Below are 16,184 nucleotides of genomic sequence, written 5' to 3'. Positions count from 1 at the left end.
GCCTTGTTAGTCAGAAAAGTCGGTTCATTATTCCAGAGCTGTCAGAAATCCGCGACAAGGTCCGGAGCCGCTTTTTGAAGCTGCTCACGGAATACCGCCTTGATACGTTCGAGTGCCTCTTCGTTTTCCGCCTCGAAGCGAAGCACCAACACCGGTGTGGTGTTGGAAGCCCGGCACAGGCCCCAGCCATCGGTAAATTCAACGCGGATGCCATCAATGGTGCTGATGTTTCCGTCACCGAAGTCGCTTTCGCGACTCAGTTTCTCCATCAGCGGAAACTTGGTCTCGTCGGAGACGGCCACGTTCAGCTCCGGAGTGCTGATATCTTCGGGGAAATCCTCAAAGACCTCATCGCAGTGCCGGTCTTCGATGCCAAGGATTTCCAGCAGTCTGGCAGCGGAGTACAAGCCGTCATCGAAGCCCATCCAGCGTTCGCCGAAGAAGATATGCCCGCTCATTTCACCCGCCAGCAAGGCACCGGACTCCTTCATCTTGGCCTTCATCAACGAGTGACCGGTTTTCCACATGATTGGCCGTCCGCCGGCCTCGGAGATCACACCCGCGAGGCGACGACTGCACTTTACGTCGTACAGCACATCGGCACCGGGGTTGCGCGACACCACATCCCGGGCAAAAAGCATCAACAGGCGGTCCGGCCAGATGATTTTTCCCGTGTTGGTCACAACGCCCAGACGGTCGCCATCGCCATCGAAAGCCAGGCCGATATCGGCGCCTTCGGCCTTCACACGCTCGATCAGGTCCACCAGGTTTTCCGGCTTGCCAGGATCGGGATGGTGATTGGGGAAATCACCATCCACCTCACAGTAGAGCGGTATCACTTCGCAACCCAACTCTTCGATCAAGAGCGGTGCGAGCTCGCCGGCGATGCCATTGCCAGCATCCAGCACCACTTTCAAAGGTGCCGCAACCGCAATATCACCCACGATACGATCCAGATAAGCGCGGCGCACATCTTCTGAAGACTGGGAACCATGACCGCTGGCAAAGTCACCGGTACGGATTCGCTGCAGCAGTTTCTGGATAGCCTCGCCCGACAGGGTTTCGCCGCCCAGCATGATCTTCAGACCGTTATAGTTGGCCGGGTTGTGGCTGCCGGTCACCATGACACCGGAACCGTTATCCAGCTCGTGGGTCGCAAAGTAGAGTACCGGGGTGGGCACGGCCCCCACATGGATGACGTCGCATCCGGTGGCCATGACACCCCGCGCCAGCGCGTCGGCCAGGTCCGGACTGGAATGCCGGCCATCATACCCAATGCACAGACTGTCCAAGCCCCGCTCAATAGCCTCACTGCCGATAGCACGGCCGATGACGGTGACAATATCCGCCGTCAGGGTTTCGCCAACAATGCCACGAATGTCGTAAGCCCTGAATATGGTGTCTGAGACCTCGGCCTCAGGCAGGCTTACTTCTTCGACGTCTGGCGTATCATCAAGGCCATCGGACCCGCCAAAGCCCAGCACGTCGTCATCGCCATCAAGCATATCAATGTCCAGCACATCCTTGTCCTGGAACAATGGCTCATCGGCGGTCGACGGGGATGGCTGCCGACTGCCTGGTTTGGGCCGCGCCGATTCACCGGCTTTGGCGACCCGTTTTTCCACCATCTGGGCAAGCCGGTGCAGCACTTCCGCAGTCGACGCCACCATGTCCCACTTCAGCGCCGGCGGCTTCACCCGCTCGCCACCAAAGACTTTATGGGCCCACTGGATAACGGCTGTCACGTCCTGTCGCAGCCCTCGCTGGGCGTTGCCGAGCAAGACCCAGACAATAATCGCGGCAAGCAGGGCCGGAGCCAACGCAAACGCGACGGCCAAAGTGCCACTGAAAAGAGGTGCTGGTGTGGAGGCCGGTGTGTATCGGAGCTTCCAGTCAGGGTTGACAAGATCCCGCTCGTACGTCGGGCCATTGCCACTACCGCGGCTGACGATGTTACGCGTTGAACCATTCACCGACTGTACCAGTGAAAACTCTCCGCCCAATGCCGAGTTCACACCGGTCATCAGGGGTTGCAGGCGGACGGCATCAAACACCACCAGAACACTGCCCGTGACGGCTCGGCTCTGGGGGTTGCGGACCGGGGTCGACATCTGCAGATACCACTGGCCGCTGCGCGGGAAGGCATCCGGGAAAAGCCTCTGCCCCGTCTCAGCGCGGCGGGCAAGATCCAGGCCGGAAAAACCCAGTGTAGGTTCGGAGGATGTGCGGGGAATGTCTCCGTAGGGAAAGAGGTAGACCGCCTCAATATCCGGCAACACCTTGGCAAGATTCGCCGCTGCGCTGCTCAGGGAAGCCTCGCCTCTCAGTGCGGCGCGCACATAATCCTGATCGGCGACACCCTCAACGGCGGCCTGCAACAAGGCGAGCTGCTGATTGACACGCACAGCCGCGGCGTCTGCCTCAAGGGCAGCCTGGGTGTCGTAACGACGGGACTCTGCCGGAACCGCCAACAGAAAATACAGCAGTGCTGCCGAAGCCACCCCGGCAAGCACCACCACAACAGCCTGGGAAACAGCAACGGACGTCAGCCGTTTATGCCGTGGGCCGGTGGCTGTTTTTTTCTCCTTGCTCTGTTTTTTTCCCTGCGTCCTGTCCGGTTTGGCATCAGGTGCAGCGTCCTCAGAGTTCTTCTTTTTACCAAGCTTCATAGTCCATCCTGCAGGTGTTATTCGCCCGAATTCTTCAATGATCAGAGAAGTATAGACCCTGAGCAGCGATCTGCGCCTGGCGCCTCATCGCGTTCCCGTGGAACCAAAACCACCGTCACCTCGCACACTGGCGTCAAAGGAAGACACCACTTCGAAGTCTGCCTGTACCACTGGCACAAGCACCAGCTGCGCAATGCGCTCACCTACGTCGATGGTGAACTCGCTTTGGCCCCGGTTCCAGCAGGAAACCATTAACTCGCCCTGATAGTCGGAATCGATCAGGCCCACCAAGTTGCCCAACACAATCCCATGTTTGTGGCCGAGGCCGCTGCGGGGAAGAATCATCGCTGCCAACGAAGTATCCGCGATGTGAATCGAGAGCCCGGTCTTTATCAGTTCGGTCTGCCCCGGTTTCAGTGTGAGCGGCGCGTCCAGGCAGGCGCGCAGGTCCAGGCCGGCAGAGCCATCCGTCGCATATTCGGGAAAGGGAACTGAACGACCGATCCGGTCATCCAGGATGCGTACCTGAAAGGTTTTGCGGGTCATTGATTTTCCTTGTTACAGAGTGCCGGCTGCGCCAGCCTTTGATTCGAGGTGTTCGCCTATCAGTGCGATCAATCGCTGAGCGATTGCCACCTTGGTGTCGGGCCCGATAGCCTCCCGGCCCTGAGGCCAGAAAGCGGTCACGGCGTTACTGTCACTGTTAAAACCCAACCCCGGTGCAGACACGTCATTGGCCACAATCATATTCAGCTTTTTGCGTGTCAGTTTGTCGAGGGCATAGTGCTCTACGTCCCGGGTTTCTGCCGCAAACCCCACGGTAAAGGGCGCATCGGCACGCGCCGCTATGGCAGCGAGGGTATCGGGATTGCGCACCAGCGACAGACTCATGCCTTCATCCGTTTTCTTGATCTTGTCGCCGGCACAGCTGTCGGGGCGATAATCCGCCACCGCCGCCGTCGCAATAAACAGATCGCAGCCTTCATCCACGGCGCCACTGGCATACTCCAGCATCTCCTGCGCGGTTGTCACACCGCGAACCTCAACGCCCACCGGCGCTTCGATGGACACCGGGCCACTGACAAGGATGACGTTCGCACCGGCCATTCTTGCGGCTGAGGCCAACGCATACCCCATCTTGCCAGAGCTGTGATTGCTGATATAGCGCACCGGGTCAATCGGCTCTCGCGTAGGGCCCGCAGTAATAACCACACGCCGCCCCGCCAGCGGGCCTTGGGTAGCACCGGAGATCAGGTCAAACAGCACGGCGGGCTCCAGCATCCGGCCCGGCCCCACATCACCGCAGGCCTGGGCGCCCTGGTCAGGGCCCCACAGGGTAACCTGGGCATCCGCCGCCAGCAGTTCAATGTTTCTCTGGGTCCTGCGGTTGCTCCACATGGCCTGATTCATCGCCGGAGCCACCGCGATGGGAGCTTCTGTGGCACAACAAAGAGTGGTCAACAGATCGTCGGCCATACCTTGGGCCAGACGGGCGATAAAATCCGCGGAGGCGGGCGCAATCACTACCTGATCGGCCCACTTTGCCAGTTCGATATGCCCCATTCCGGACTCTGCTTCCGGATCCAGCAAAGAGGTTCTGACCGGCTCACCGCTGAGCGCCTGAAACGTCAGCGGTGTTACAAAGGCCTCGGCACCACGGGTCATCACGACCCGCACCTCGTGACCGGATTTTTTCAGCAGGCGAACCAGTTCTGCGCTCTTGTAGGCGGCAATGCCACCAGTCACACCCAGCAGGATTCGTTTAACGGCCATCAACGGCTCCGTATTCATCACGAAATGAAAGGCTTATAAGATAGCATGCCAGAGCGCTGCCGGCAGCCTCACAGCCATGCTAGAATCCCAATCGTTCACCGGGCGACCACCACCCCGGTATTTCAGGCGCAGGATGCGCGCAATAACGGTAGAAAGGACTCGATCATGTCGAATTCAGACTGGCCCACCGACGAACGCCCGAGAGAACGACTCCTGGCCCATGGCGCCGCCAGCCTGTCGGACGCGGAACTGCTGGCCATATTTTTGCGAACCGGCACCACCGGCATGCCCGTGATGGCACTCGCCCGTCACCTCACCGAAGCCTTCGGTGGCCTGCGAGGATTGATGACCGCTTCCCGCAGGCAATTCTGCGATGTCAAAGGGCTCGGCACCGCGAAGTACGCCCAGGTCCAGGCCGCCATGGAAATGGCCCGACGGGTCATGGACGAGCCGCTTCGCCAGGGGGACCCATTGCGCTCACCGGAGGATACCCGTCGCTTCCTGTGCAGCCGCCTTGGCACCTACCCTCACGAGGTATTCTCAGGCCTGTTTCTGGACAACCGGCATCGAGTGATTCGCTATCAGGAGTTGTTCCGGGGGACCATTGATGGCGCGGCTGTCTACCCGCGAGAGGTGGTTCGACAAGCCCTGGAGTTCAATGCAGCGGCCGTTATTTTTGCCCATAACCACCCCTCGGGGGTCGCAGAACCCAGCCAGTCGGACATTTCACTGACCCGGCGATTGAAAGAGGCACTGGGGTTGGTGGATATCAGGGTTCTTGACCATATGGTTGTCGGCCATGGTGAGGTAATATCGCTGGCAGAACGGGGGCTGATGTAAATCAGGCGGTGCTTCATCGGAAAACTGGCCAAATTCCCAACAAATTTTTGCGTTGGGGAGGCAGTTCTGGTATAAAAGCGTCCCTTTCTGGCGGCGTCTGGCGAGCAGCGTGCATTTTTTGAGGCGCAGGTAGCAACCAGAGACCCGATTAAACGATTTAAATACGCATTTTCAGGACCAAAGCTCAGGTCGGAGGCAAGTATGTCCAGAGTCTGTCAGGTTACCGGTAAGCGACCGGTCACCGGTAACAACGTTTCTCACGCGATGAACCACTCACGTCGTCGTTTTCTGCCCAACCTGCAGAACCATCGCTTCTGGGTTGAATCAGAGAAGCGCTTCGTAAGGCTGCGCGTATCCACCAAGGGTATGCGTGTTATCGATAAAAAAGGCATTGACGCTGTGCTGGCCGATCTTCGTGCCCGCGGCGAGAAATTTTAAGGAGCCGCATCATGCGCGAGAAAATCAAGCTGGTTTCATCAGCAGGTACTGGTCACTTCTACACGACCAACAAGAACAAGCGTAACACCCCGGAAAAAATCGAGATCAAAAAGTACGATCCGGTTGTCCGCAAGCACGTTGCGTACAAGGAAGCGAAGATCAAGTAAGATTTTCGTTACCCAAAAAAAACCCGGCCTCGGCCGGGTTTTTTTGTGCCTGGCCCTAAAACGTTTCCAGATACCCTTTGGGCAACTTGATATCCATGGCAATCGGTAAATGATCCGACACCGGATAGCTGACCACCTCTGATCGGCGTATCTCCAGGCTGGGGCTGACCAGTATGTGGTCCAGTGCCCGCTCCGGCCGCCAGCTCGGAAAGCTGTGAGCCGTCTCGGGCAGCGGCACCAGGTTCGAATGCTTCAACGGCGTGTTGCTCAACAACTCCTCAGCGTGATTGTTCAGGTCACCCATGAGAACCACGTGCTGGTACTCGGAAATCAACGCCTGAATATACGCCAGCTGCCGCTGCTGAGCCGCCTTACTGAGCGATAGGTGCATCATCACCAGCACCAGGGGGTCTTCCTCTGCCCCGTAACGGGCAATAATGGCACCCCGCCCCGGAATCAGTCCGGGCAACCGGTGCTCTTTCACATCCAGGGGACGATAGCGGCTCAGCAAGCCATTACTGTGCTGCGCCAGCTGCCCAAGGTTTCGGTTGAGCTGTTGGTACCAGTAAGGAATGCCCGACGCCTCCGCCAGATACTGCACCTGATTGATGTAACCACTGCGCAGACTGCCACCATCACACTCCTGCAGGGCGACCACATCGTAGTTACTCAGCAGGGTGGCGATACGGTCCAAGTTCTGGATGCGGTTGCGGTGAGGCAGAAAGTGCTGCCAACTCCGGGTGAAGTAGTGACGGTAGGAGGAAGTGTTGATGCCGACCTGAATATTGAAGGTCAGTAGCCGAATATGACGATGCGCCTCGAACGCTGGAACATGCTCATCGCCAGAACAAGCCCCGCGCGGGCCGTTCGTCGACCTGAGGATACCATTCAGCTGCTTGCGAATACGGTTGTACATGATGGCAGCTCAGACTCCTGACAAGACCCGGTCACGGCCAGCGGACCGGGCCCATGCGTTTACTCGGCCTGACCGGCACGCTCCTGCTCAATCAGGTAATCGACAACCTCCAGTGCCGCTTCATGGCTACCCGCCATGGAAGCTGTAACCCTGTACTTGCCATTCACAAGCATAGTCGGTGTGCCGGTAACACGCGCACCACGAATCTTGGCCTGAGCCTGCTGCATTTTGGCGTTTACACCGAAACTGTTGTAATTCTTGAGGAATTCTTCGCCATCAACACCGTGCCCTGTCACAAAATCGGCAAGAGCTTCACCCGAGTTCAGTGGACGACGTTCGCCCGCAAGCGCGTCAAACAGAGCGTCGTGGACCTTATCAAGCTCTCCCATGGCTTCCAGTGCGTAAAAGGCCTTGGCATGGGGCTCCCAGGAACGCCCGAGCGCCGCGGGAATTTTCACGTAGTGGACGTCTTCCGGTAGGTCTTCCGCCCAGCTTTCAACAATCGGTTTAAAGGAATAGCAATGAGGGCAGCCATACCAGAAGACCTCAGCCACCTCGATACCACTCTCACTGGCGGTTCTCACCGGGGTATCCAGCACCTGGTAGTGCGTCCCCTCTTCCCAGTTGGCGGCACTGGCCTGCGCAATAAACGACATAGCCAGGATGGATAGTGCGGCGGCGTTCCGGATTAATCGGATCATTCATGGTCTCCGGTTATCAGATTGGATGATGTGAAGGGATTATGACCCAGCAGGCACGAAAAGTTCCACCGGGCATGGATTAAACAGCGGCAACCCATAAAAAACCCCGCATCAGCGGGGTTTTTTAGTCGTAGCGCGTGCCAAACCTTACTGGAGACCGGACACGTAGCTCGCAACGGCCTTGATTTCAGAATCGGTCAACTTGGCAGCCACATCCATCATGATGGACGCGTTCTGACCCGCATCACGTTCACCACCTCGGTAAGCCTTTAGCTGCTTTTCAACGTATTCAGCGTTCTGCCCACTGAGCCTGGGATAGCCGGCAGGCTCATTTCCCATGCCTCGAGGGTTGTGGCATCCGGCACACGCCGGCACGCCAGAGGCCATGTTGCCACCGCGGTAAAGTGCCTGCCCTTCATCCACAAGATCGGGGTTGGCCTGGGCCACCGTAATGTCCTGACTGTCGAAATAGGCCGCAAGATCCTGCAGATCCTGGTCAGACATATCGCTCAAAAGGCCCGTCATTTCGGCAATTTCACGCTTGCCTTCCTTGATCGCAACCAATTGCTGGTGCAGATACTCTTCACCGATACCCGCCAATTTCGGATAAACCGCCATGACCGGCTTGGCACCACCCTGGCCATGACACCCGGCACACACCGCTGCATTTGCTTCGCCTGCTTCAGGATCTCCCGCCCCGTGAGCCATCGCTGTGAGGCCAACACCGAGAACAACTCCTGCGATCAGTTTCTTCATGCTCGCTCCGCTTCTCTCATCCAAAAGTTTTCTTCGTTATGCAGCCGGCAGGCACTGGCCAAGAAGGCTCAAACCGGGGCTGTTCAGCAGCAACGCTCAGCGTACTGCCCGGATTTGGTGTAGCATTATACATTAATCCCTGATAACTGAAATCCAATAGGAATGCCAACACCCGTGTCATCTGACCTGACTCAAAAAAGCCTCTCGTTCAACAGCGCCCGGTTCCTGATCAGCGCCTCGCGCCTGGAGGAATGCCCTCCGGACCACGGCTCCGAGGTGGCCTTCGCCGGCCGCTCGAACGCGGGCAAATCCAGTGCCATCAATTGCATCACCACCAACGGCAAACTGGCCCGTACCAGTAAGACCCCAGGGCGCACCCGGCTGATCAACTTCTTCTCACTCAACCGTGAAAACTGCCGGCTGGTGGATCTGCCCGGATACGGCTACGCCAAGGTATCCCGGGACATGAAAGACGACTGGCAACAACACCTTGGCCACTACCTGAATGATCGCCGCTGCCTGCGGGGGCTGGTACTGGTCATGGACATACGCCACCCATTGACGGACTTCGACCAAATGATGGTGGAATGGTGCGAACATAACAACCTTCCACTGATGATTCTTGCCACCAAGGCCGACAAACTGAAGTTTGGCCAGGCAAAGACAGCCATGATGGGCATTTCGAAGAAGCTGGAAGCGTTTCAGTGTGTGGAACACCTGATCATGTTCTCGGCAACGTCAAAACGGGGAGTCGACGAGTGCCGGGAGGCACTGACCGCCTGGCTGGAAACCGAGGACTAACTAGAGCGTGCCACCACGCTCTATCCGGTATCCCAAGTCGATACGCGGCTCGCTGATGCCGGCACCGCCCAGGCGGGCGAGCAGCTCCCGGGCCGCTCTCTGGCCCACGGCCTCCCTTGGCGTGATCACACTTGCCAGGGGCGGCACCATCACACGGCCAACATCGTGGCCATGGAAACCGGCTATCGCAATCCGCTCTGGCACAGGAATACCCCGGCGCTGACACTCGAAAAACGCACCAATGGCGACGTCATCGTTGGTGCAGAAGATGCCATCAACGTCTGGATTCTCCTCCAGTATCCGCGCCATCAGGGTGGCACCCACGCTGAAGGAAGAGCGTTGCTCGCTGCGCAGGGTGACTGGTGCCAGCCCTTCTTCTTCCATCGCACGGCTGTATCCTTCCTGACGTTGCAGGGTGCGGGCATCCAGACGCACGGCAAGATAGACCACCCGCTTGCGCCCAAGGCGGATCATTTCCCGCACCATGTCCCTGGCAGCACTGACGTTGTCGAAGCCGACAGCCTGTTGGAAGGGGGCCGAGTGCGTGTCCATGATTTCCACCGTCGGCACACCCGCCGTCTGGAGCATCCTCAGGGTGCGGTCCGTGTGCTGGCTCTCGGAGAGAATCACGCCATCCACGTTGTAAGACAGCAGCGACGACAGGCTGCGTTCCTCAATCTCGGCGCTGTAACCGTAATGGGACAGCATCAAGTGGTAACCGGCAGGCTCGGTGACCGACTCCACACCCTTGATCACATCCGCAAAAACCTGGTTGGTCAGTGACGGAAGCAGCACGCCAATGGCGTGACTGGTGGACTTGGACAGCAGGTCCGGCGCACGATTGGGGATATACCCCAGTGCTTCGGCTTCGGCAAAGATCCGCTCCCGCATGGGCTTGGAGACGTTGTCTGCGCCACGAAGGCAACGGCTGACCGTCATCTTGGTGGCACCAACCCGGTCCGCAATATCCTGCAATGTGGGACGTTTGTTCTTTACCATTTACGGCTCCAGCCAGAACGTTCAAAGGGGCCTATCATACCCGAGCCCGGCAAGGCAGTGACGGATCACTTGCTCCGGCGTACCGGAGACATCGACGGCAACCGCATTTTCAGCGGGGCCCGGCTCTTCCAGCAAATGGAATTGGCTCTCCAGCATGGCGCGACCATTGAAGTAGTGATCGGTGCGACTGGAATGCCGCGCCCAGATGGTTTCGAAATCCCCCCTGAGATAGACAAACCGGGTTTCCGGGCTGCGCCCCTGCAAACGCTCGCGGTAGATGCGCTTCAGGGCGGAACAGGCCAGCACCAGACCGCCCTCTTCCCGCCGGATCAACTCCGCAAGGTCATCCAGCCAACCGAGACGATCCTCGTCGGTCAGCGGAATACCGGCCGCCATTTTCTCCACGTTGGCACGGCTGTGGTAATCGTCCGCATCGTAGAACGGAACGCCCAGCTCTTCTGCAAGCCTGGTCCCGGTGAGGCTTTTGCCGCACCCGGACACGCCCATGACAACGACTTTCGGTGTCTTCCTGTCACTCATGTCACTGCCACCATAACGCCAACTGGGGGAAGGCAATCAGCAGACCAAGGGCGACCACCTGAAGCGCGATGAACGGCAGCAGGGCACGGAATATCTCCCCCAGGGAGATGTCTTTCGGTGTCACGGTCTTGAGATAGAAGGCCGCCGGGCCAAACGGCGGTGACAGGAACGACACCTGCATGTTCATACAGAACACCACCCCGAACCAGATGGGGCTGTAACCCAGCTCCGTCACAATCGGCACAAAGATCGGCATGGTGAGCAAGGCAACGCCGACCCAGTCCAGGAACATACCCAGAACAAGCAGTATCAGCATCATGAACAGGATCGTCGTCAGGCCATGGCCACCGCTGACGGCAAAAACCATGTCGCGAACGAAGTCGATACCGCCCATGAGGTTGTAGACGCCCACCAGCGCAGTGGCCCCGATACCAATCCAGATGATCATGCCGCACACCCGCAGCGTGCTGATGGTGGCCTTGCGCACCATGGCAAGGGACAGCTCACCACGAATCCAGGTGCTGATGGCAATGCCCATCACACCCAGGGCCGAGGCTTCCGTAACCGACGCTACACCGCCATAGATGCTCCCCAGTACCACAACCACGGACAGCAGCGGAAACAGCAGTGCCTTGAAGAAGTTCGGCATCGGCGTTTCAGGTGCGTCCTGGTCCGAAGGCAGCGGCGCCATCTCCGGCTTCAGCCATACCCGAACCAACACGTACCCCATATAGAGCAGTGCCAGTATCAGTGCGGGCAAGAAGGCCCCTTTGAACAGATCGCCAATGGACACGTTGGCGGTCAGCCCGTAGATAATCAGTACGATGCTGGGAGGCAGCATGGTGCCGAGCGCCCCACCGGCACAGGTGGTGCCAATGGCGAGTTTTCGGTCGTATCCGAGGCGCAGCATCTGCGGTAGCGCCAGGATACCCAGCAACACCGTCTCGCCACCGATCACACCGGACATGGATGCAAGGATCACGGCCACCACCAGCGTCTGGATGGCCACGCCACCACGGAGTTTGCGCCCCAGGCGGGCCATGGCATCGAACAGGTCCCGTGCAATGCCGGAATGATCCAGTAGCGAGGCCATCAACACGAACATGGGCACCGCCAGGAACACATAGTTGCCGATAAAGCTGTACAGACGGCTGCTGACAATGGGCAGGGCATCCGGGCCAAACCAGCCGAGCGCGAACACAAGAGCGACCAGACCGGTGGCAAACGCCAACTGCATACCGGTCAGGAGCAATACAATCAGCATGACAAGCATCAACAGGCTGCCATAGCCGATCCCAAGGGAGGCCAGTTCAAACATCATTTATCTCCCTTGCCACGAAGGTCGCGAATAAGGTGCAACAGGAACTGAAGCGTCATGACCGCCACCGCAACCAGGATGGCCACCTTCAGCAGCGCCGGAAACGGCGGATTCCAGGCAGAGCCGGAGGTTTCCAGGCGAATGCCGCCCCAGGGCGCCAGCACCGCGCCCTTTGCCATCGACCAGCTGGCGAACAGCAGCATGCCGCAGAAGGCAAGGCCCAGCAGGTGGTGGACGACCCGCAGCCAGCGCTGGGTGCGGTGCGAAACGGCATCGTAGACCAGCACGATACGGACGTGCCGGTCGGTGGCCAGGGCATAAAGCCCGCCAATAACGAACAGCGTGGCGCCGGCGAAGGTGACGGTTTCATGCACCCAAAGGGTCGGCGCATCAAAAACATAGCGGCGGATGATTTCGTAGAAGGACACCAACACGATCACCGCAAACACCAGGCTCAACTTTTTGCCCAGCCAGACGATCGCCCTGTCGAGCCAGGTAAATCCTACATCTTCATCGTTCATAACGAACTCCTCGCTCCGGGTACCCATCAGGGACCCGAAGGCAGATATCGAGGGAGGCGGTTTGAATTAAAGGAGGCCCTGGGATTCCAGGTACTCGGTCACCGACTGGTACACCTTCTCGGCATTGGGTGACTGTTCTGCGTAGACCTGCCACTGGTCACGGGCGATGGTGCGGAACTTCCGACGCTCTTCGGCGGACCAGTCGTGGATGGTAATGTCCGGGTTGGCCCGAGCCTCGTTGACGGCTTCACGATCGGCCATCGCCAACTGGGTGCTGATATCCTGGGCAAAGTCACGGGCGGATACCGTCATGATCGCCTGGATGTCCTCTGGCAGTTTGTTCCACTCCTTGAGGTCCATCGCAATCTCAATCAACGGCAGCGAATGGAAACCAGGATTGACCGGGTGCGGTGCAATCTCGTTCAGGCCCGCCTCATGGTTGGTGGAAAACACGGTGTAGTCCGCTGCATCAATCACACCCTTACTCAACGCGGTGTAGACCTCAGACCCCGGCAGGTTCACGGGGGATGCACCAGCGGCGGCAAAGACGGACTGCACCAGCCCTTCCGGTGCGCGCATCTTCAGACCCTTGAGATCCTCGACGCCATCAAGCGGTTTCTTCGACACAAACGACTCGACGCCGGTACCGCCACCGCCGACGAACTTCACGCCATAGGGCTTGTAGAGCTCGTTCATTAACTCATAGCCGCCACCGTGGTTGATGTAGTCAATGAGCTGGTCCGGGCTGGACCAGGCACCCACGGTGTTGCCGATCAGGCCGAAGGCGGGGTCCTTTCCCGAGAAATACCCGGTCACGGAAATATGGCCATCCAACACGCCCATTTTCATGGCGCCGAGGGTTTCCGTGTGGCTGACAACGCTACCCACCGGCAGCAGGTCAATCTCGACACGACCACCGGTCATCGCTTCCACTCGGTCGACCCACGCCTGCTGGATCTCGAAGTTCTTGACGCCGGAAGGATCGGAAGACTGGAACTTGAAGGTGAAATCGGCGGCAAGGGCATTGCACGCCAGGGTGGCTGACAGAAGGCCAGCTGCGAGTCTTGTCGGGAACATATTGGTATCTCCTGATTGTTTTTGTGCCGGCATATGTTACCGGTAACATTCACGAGTCTATTGGATTTAAAACGCTCTGACAAGGATGCAATGGAAGGTCGGTTTGGAACGGTGGCATAAAAAACCGACCTGCCAGAAGACAGGCCGGTGAAACGTCAGGGTTTGCGACGTGCTAAAACCTGAGAACTCACTCAGGAGACACCGAGAATGTCCGAATCCCCGATGTCGTAACTATTGACACGCCAATTGATCAAAAGTTCCTCAATGATTCCCGATGGGTTCGCCCTGCCCTGAAACCGGTGCGTCGGCCGAATCCGGCAAACGCGGGCGATACTTCTCCCGCAACGCCATGACCTGCTCCCGGTAATCCGCCGTCAGATAGGGGATTTCCAGCGTCAACACCTGGTAGATACCTTGCTTCAGCTCGGTCAGAGTCAGGCTCGCAGAGGCCTCAGAGGCATGGGCGGTTTTCAGGAAGGCCATCCAGTTAGTGATCACCAGCCACACATTCAGTGACATTGCGGAACGCAACTCGTCAGGCTGAGGCTCGATAATCCCCGCCTCCGCCAGCTTCTCGAATATCCGGCTGATCGCGGCCAGACAGCGGTTGGTGAACTCGCGGTAGTCCTGGCGCAGGCGCTGGTCACTATCGAGCAGGTATTCCAGGTCGCGGTGAAAAAACCGATAGCTCCAAAGGCCATCGAAGACCGATTCAAGATAGAAGGTCAGGTCATCGAGGGTAATGGGCCGGCTCTCCGGAATATCCAGGTAAAAATCCACCAGCTTTTCGTACTCGAGAAAGATCTCGTAAATGATGTCCGACTTATTGCGGAAGTGGTAATACAGGTTGCCCGGCGATATCGCCAGGTGAGCGGCGATGTGGTTGGTGGTTACGTTGCGCTCTCCCCTTTCGTTGAACAGATCAAGGCTCGAAAGAAGAATCTTTTCTCGGGTTTTCATAGGCTCTGCAATGCGTGTTGTTGAGTGGGCGCCTGCGCTTCGGCCCTCGTATGCGTGGATGGCCCGATCAGCCATCAGGGCCAGCTTGACTACCTAGAGTATATACTCTAATAATAGCCCCAAGCGCAAACTGAATACTTTTTCACCACCGCATTCCGGAATTGTCGTCGGTTCCACGAACAATAAGGGCGGTGATCCGGCATGGCCCGGAGCCGCGAGGAGAGAGCGATATGGTAGCCACCGTTGTCCAGCTGACTGAAAGCAAAAAGCACATCCAGCACACGCATCGTGTGTTCGAGGACCAGAAGAAGGCGTTTCGCAACAACCCGATGCCGTCGCTGACCGAGCGTCAGGAGAATCTGAAGCGCCTCAAGCGGGTTCTGCTGTCCAATCAGGAACGCATACTGGACGCCATCGACCGGGACTTCAGCTGTCGCTCGAAGGATGAGTCGCTGATTGCGGAAGTGATGCCATCCATTCAGGGCATCAATTACACCCTGAAAAATCTGGAAGGCTGGATGAAGCCGTCCAAACGGCATGTGTCTGTGTTATTCCAGCCTGCCAGCAACCGCGTTCACTACCAGCCCAAGGGGGTTGTGGGCGTCATCGTGCCCTGGAACTATCCGCTGTATCTGGCGGTCGGGCCGCTGGTTGCCTCACTGGCAGCGGGCAACCGTACGATGATCAAGATGTCGGAGTTCACGCCGCACACCTCTGCCTTGTTCAAAGAGATTGTCGAATCTGCGTTTCCGGAGGATCTGGTCTGTGTGATTAACGGTGAGGCGGATGTCGCCGCAGACTTTTCCAGCCGGCCTTTCGATCATCTTCTGTTTACCGGCTCCACGTCGGTGGGCAAGCTGGTGATGCGGGCGGCGGCGGAAAATCTGACGCCGGTAACACTGGAACTGGGCGGCAAGTCGCCTGCGATCGTGTCGCCGGATGTTCCGATGGAAGACGCCGCCCAGCGTATCGCTTTCGGCAAGGCACTGAATGCGGGTCAGACCTGTGTGGCACCGGATTATGTATTGTGCCCGGCGGACCGTGTGCAGGCGTTTGTGGATGAGTATCGCAATCAGTTTGCGGCGATGTATCCGAGCCTGCGGGACAACGAGGATTACACGGCGATTATTAATGAGCGCCAATACGAGCGTCTGCAGGGGTACCTTGAGGATGCACGGGAAAAAGGGGCCGAGCTGATTGAGATCAATCCGGCCAGCGAGAACCTGAAGGATGGCACCCGCAAGATGCCGATTACGCTGGCGCTGAAGACGACGCCGGATATGAAGATCATGCAGGATGAAATTTTCGGGCCGATTCTGCCAGTGATCAGCTACGGCAATCTGGACGAAGCCATTCATTACATCAATGACCGTCCTCGCCCGCTGGCGCTGTATTTCTTCGGTTATGACAAATCAATGCAGGAGCATGTGGTCAACCAGACCCATTCCGGTGGCATGTGCATCAACGATGCGCTGATGCACGTTGCCCAGGATGACCTGCCGTTTGGGGGTATTGGTGATTCGGGGATGGGACATTATCACGGCAAGGAAGGCTTCCTGACCTTCTCTCATCAACGGGCGATTTTCAGTAAGCAGAAGTTCAACAGTGGCAAGTTTGTGTATGCGCCGCACGGAACGACGGCGCACAAGATGGTATATAAGTTGTTTATTCGGTGATTCCTGTACCCAACTTAGGTGCATGGGTCGCC

17 protein-coding genes are annotated in these 16,184 nt (G+C 58.0%); 5 read left to right on the top strand and 12 right to left on the bottom strand.

Annotation, left to right across the window (positions count from 1 at the left end; translation table 11 throughout):
- Positions 1–41 precede the first annotated feature (41 nt).
- The 3 genes from MDG893_RS21325 to coaBC form a co-directional block, all read right to left on the bottom strand.
- Positions 42–2,669 carry a phosphomannomutase/phosphoglucomutase gene (locus MDG893_RS21325; protein WP_007153744.1) on the bottom strand — a complete coding sequence of 876 codons (2,628 nt, stop codon included), beginning with the start codon at positions 2,667–2,669 and terminating at the stop codon, positions 42–44.
- Positions 2,670–2,753: 84 nt separating this feature from the next.
- Positions 2,754–3,215: a dUTP diphosphatase gene (dut, locus tag MDG893_RS10425; RefSeq protein ID WP_007153743.1), complete on the bottom strand. Its 462-nt coding sequence runs from the start codon at positions 3,213–3,215 to the stop codon at positions 2,754–2,756.
- Between the two features lie 12 nt (positions 3,216–3,227).
- Positions 3,228–4,442, bottom strand: a complete 1,215-nt coding sequence (gene coaBC / locus MDG893_RS10420; RefSeq protein WP_007153742.1) for a bifunctional phosphopantothenoylcysteine decarboxylase/phosphopantothenate--cysteine ligase CoaBC — start codon at positions 4,440–4,442, stop codon at positions 3,228–3,230.
- A 165-nt stretch (positions 4,443–4,607) separates the two neighbouring features.
- On the opposite strand from coaBC, the gene radC reads away from it, so the two are divergent.
- From radC to rpmG, 3 genes are all read left to right on the top strand, one after another.
- Positions 4,608–5,282 (top strand): RadC family protein, encoded by a 675-nt coding sequence (radC, locus tag MDG893_RS10415; RefSeq protein ID WP_007153741.1) that lies wholly within the window; start codon positions 4,608–4,610, stop codon positions 5,280–5,282.
- A 201-nt stretch (positions 5,283–5,483) separates the two neighbouring features.
- Positions 5,484–5,720: a 50S ribosomal protein L28 gene (gene rpmB, locus MDG893_RS10410; RefSeq protein WP_007153740.1), complete on the top strand. Its 237-nt coding sequence runs from the start codon at positions 5,484–5,486 to the stop codon at positions 5,718–5,720.
- Positions 5,721–5,731: 11 nt separating this feature from the next.
- The gene (rpmG, locus tag MDG893_RS10405; protein WP_007153739.1) at positions 5,732–5,887 is read left to right on the top strand and encodes a 50S ribosomal protein L33; all 156 of its coding nucleotides are present in this window, start codon (positions 5,732–5,734) and stop codon (positions 5,885–5,887) included.
- Between the two features lie 55 nt (positions 5,888–5,942).
- Here rpmG and MDG893_RS10400 read toward each other — a convergent pair whose 3' ends face one another.
- The 3 genes from MDG893_RS10400 to MDG893_RS10390 form a co-directional block, all read right to left on the bottom strand.
- A complete protein-coding gene (locus tag MDG893_RS10400) occupies positions 5,943–6,803 on the bottom strand; it encodes an endonuclease/exonuclease/phosphatase family protein (RefSeq protein WP_007153738.1) in 861 nt (286 codons plus the stop codon).
- Between the two features lie 59 nt (positions 6,804–6,862).
- On the bottom strand, positions 6,863–7,504 hold the full coding sequence (locus MDG893_RS10395) for a thiol:disulfide interchange protein DsbA/DsbL (RefSeq protein WP_007153737.1): 642 nt from the start codon (positions 7,502–7,504) through the stop codon (positions 6,863–6,865).
- A 147-nt stretch (positions 7,505–7,651) separates the two neighbouring features.
- Positions 7,652–8,260 (bottom strand): c-type cytochrome, encoded by a 609-nt coding sequence (locus MDG893_RS10390; protein ID WP_007153736.1) that lies wholly within the window; start codon positions 8,258–8,260, stop codon positions 7,652–7,654.
- Between the two features lie 174 nt (positions 8,261–8,434).
- Between MDG893_RS10390 and yihA the strand changes: the two genes are divergently transcribed.
- Positions 8,435–9,061, top strand: a complete 627-nt coding sequence (gene yihA, locus MDG893_RS10385) for a ribosome biogenesis GTP-binding protein YihA/YsxC (RefSeq protein WP_085985286.1) — start codon at positions 8,435–8,437, stop codon at positions 9,059–9,061.
- On the opposite strand, the gene MDG893_RS10380 is transcribed toward yihA, so the two are convergent.
- From MDG893_RS10380 to MDG893_RS10355, 6 genes are all read right to left on the bottom strand, one after another.
- Entirely contained in the window at positions 9,062–10,060 is a 999-nt protein-coding gene (locus MDG893_RS10380) for a substrate-binding domain-containing protein (protein WP_007153734.1), read from the bottom strand.
- 21 nt (positions 10,061–10,081) lie between these two features.
- The gene (locus tag MDG893_RS10375; protein WP_040474505.1) at positions 10,082–10,600 is read right to left on the bottom strand and encodes a gluconokinase; all 519 of its coding nucleotides are present in this window, start codon (positions 10,598–10,600) and stop codon (positions 10,082–10,084) included.
- Between the two features lies 1 nt (position 10,601).
- The gene (locus MDG893_RS10370) at positions 10,602–11,918 is read right to left on the bottom strand and encodes a TRAP transporter large permease (RefSeq protein ID WP_007153732.1); all 1,317 of its coding nucleotides are present in this window, start codon (positions 11,916–11,918) and stop codon (positions 10,602–10,604) included.
- Positions 11,918–12,439 carry a TRAP transporter small permease subunit gene (locus MDG893_RS10365; RefSeq protein ID WP_007153731.1) on the bottom strand — a complete coding sequence of 174 codons (522 nt, stop codon included), beginning with the start codon at positions 12,437–12,439 and terminating at the stop codon, positions 11,918–11,920. Before MDG893_RS10365 ends, MDG893_RS10370 begins: the two co-directional genes overlap by 1 nt.
- A gap of 66 nt (positions 12,440–12,505) precedes the next feature.
- Positions 12,506–13,516 (bottom strand): TRAP transporter substrate-binding protein, encoded by a 1,011-nt coding sequence (locus MDG893_RS10360; protein ID WP_007153730.1) that lies wholly within the window; start codon positions 13,514–13,516, stop codon positions 12,506–12,508.
- A 261-nt stretch (positions 13,517–13,777) separates the two neighbouring features.
- Positions 13,778–14,476, bottom strand: a complete 699-nt coding sequence (locus MDG893_RS10355; protein WP_007153729.1) for a TetR/AcrR family transcriptional regulator — start codon at positions 14,474–14,476, stop codon at positions 13,778–13,780.
- A gap of 230 nt (positions 14,477–14,706) precedes the next feature.
- Between MDG893_RS10355 and MDG893_RS10350 the strand changes: the two genes are divergently transcribed.
- Positions 14,707–16,152: a coniferyl aldehyde dehydrogenase gene (locus MDG893_RS10350; protein WP_007153728.1), complete on the top strand. Its 1,446-nt coding sequence runs from the start codon at positions 14,707–14,709 to the stop codon at positions 16,150–16,152.
- The last annotated feature ends 32 nt before the right edge of the window (positions 16,153–16,184 follow it).

The organism is Marinobacter algicola DG893 (assembly GCF_000170835.1).
GTDB lineage: Bacteria > Pseudomonadota > Gammaproteobacteria > Pseudomonadales > Oleiphilaceae > Marinobacter > Marinobacter algicola.
Note: the sequence above shows the minus strand (reverse complement) of the source record. Positions and strands in the feature narration are given on the sequence as shown.

Coding starts and splice junctions, on each gene's coding strand:
- MDG893_RS21325 (WP_007153744.1), bottom strand. CDS start 2,669: ATGAAGCTTGGTAAAAAGAAGAACTCTGAGGACGCTGCACCTGATGCC.
- dut (WP_007153743.1), bottom strand. CDS start 3,215: ATGACCCGCAAAACCTTTCAGGTACGCATCCTGGATGACCGGATCGGT.
- coaBC (WP_007153742.1), bottom strand. CDS start 4,442: ATGGCCGTTAAACGAATCCTGCTGGGTGTGACTGGTGGCATTGCCGCC.
- radC (WP_007153741.1), top strand. CDS start 4,608: ATGTCGAATTCAGACTGGCCCACCGACGAACGCCCGAGAGAACGACTC.
- rpmB (WP_007153740.1), top strand. CDS start 5,484: ATGTCCAGAGTCTGTCAGGTTACCGGTAAGCGACCGGTCACCGGTAAC.
- rpmG (WP_007153739.1), top strand. CDS start 5,732: ATGCGCGAGAAAATCAAGCTGGTTTCATCAGCAGGTACTGGTCACTTC.
- MDG893_RS10400 (WP_007153738.1), bottom strand. CDS start 6,803: ATGTACAACCGTATTCGCAAGCAGCTGAATGGTATCCTCAGGTCGACG.
- MDG893_RS10395 (WP_007153737.1), bottom strand. CDS start 7,504: ATGATCCGATTAATCCGGAACGCCGCCGCACTATCCATCCTGGCTATG.
- MDG893_RS10390 (WP_007153736.1), bottom strand. CDS start 8,260: ATGAAGAAACTGATCGCAGGAGTTGTTCTCGGTGTTGGCCTCACAGCG.
- MDG893_RS10380 (WP_007153734.1), bottom strand. CDS start 10,060: ATGGTAAAGAACAAACGTCCCACATTGCAGGATATTGCGGACCGGGTT.
- MDG893_RS10375 (WP_040474505.1), bottom strand. CDS start 10,600: ATGAGTGACAGGAAGACACCGAAAGTCGTTGTCATGGGCGTGTCCGGG.
- MDG893_RS10370 (WP_007153732.1), bottom strand. CDS start 11,918: ATGTTTGAACTGGCCTCCCTTGGGATCGGCTATGGCAGCCTGTTGATG.
- MDG893_RS10365 (WP_007153731.1), bottom strand. CDS start 12,439: ATGAACGATGAAGATGTAGGATTTACCTGGCTCGACAGGGCGATCGTC.
- MDG893_RS10360 (WP_007153730.1), bottom strand. CDS start 13,516: ATGTTCCCGACAAGACTCGCAGCTGGCCTTCTGTCAGCCACCCTGGCG.
- MDG893_RS10355 (WP_007153729.1), bottom strand. CDS start 14,476: ATGAAAACCCGAGAAAAGATTCTTCTTTCGAGCCTTGATCTGTTCAAC.
- MDG893_RS10350 (WP_007153728.1), top strand. CDS start 14,707: ATGGTAGCCACCGTTGTCCAGCTGACTGAAAGCAAAAAGCACATCCAG.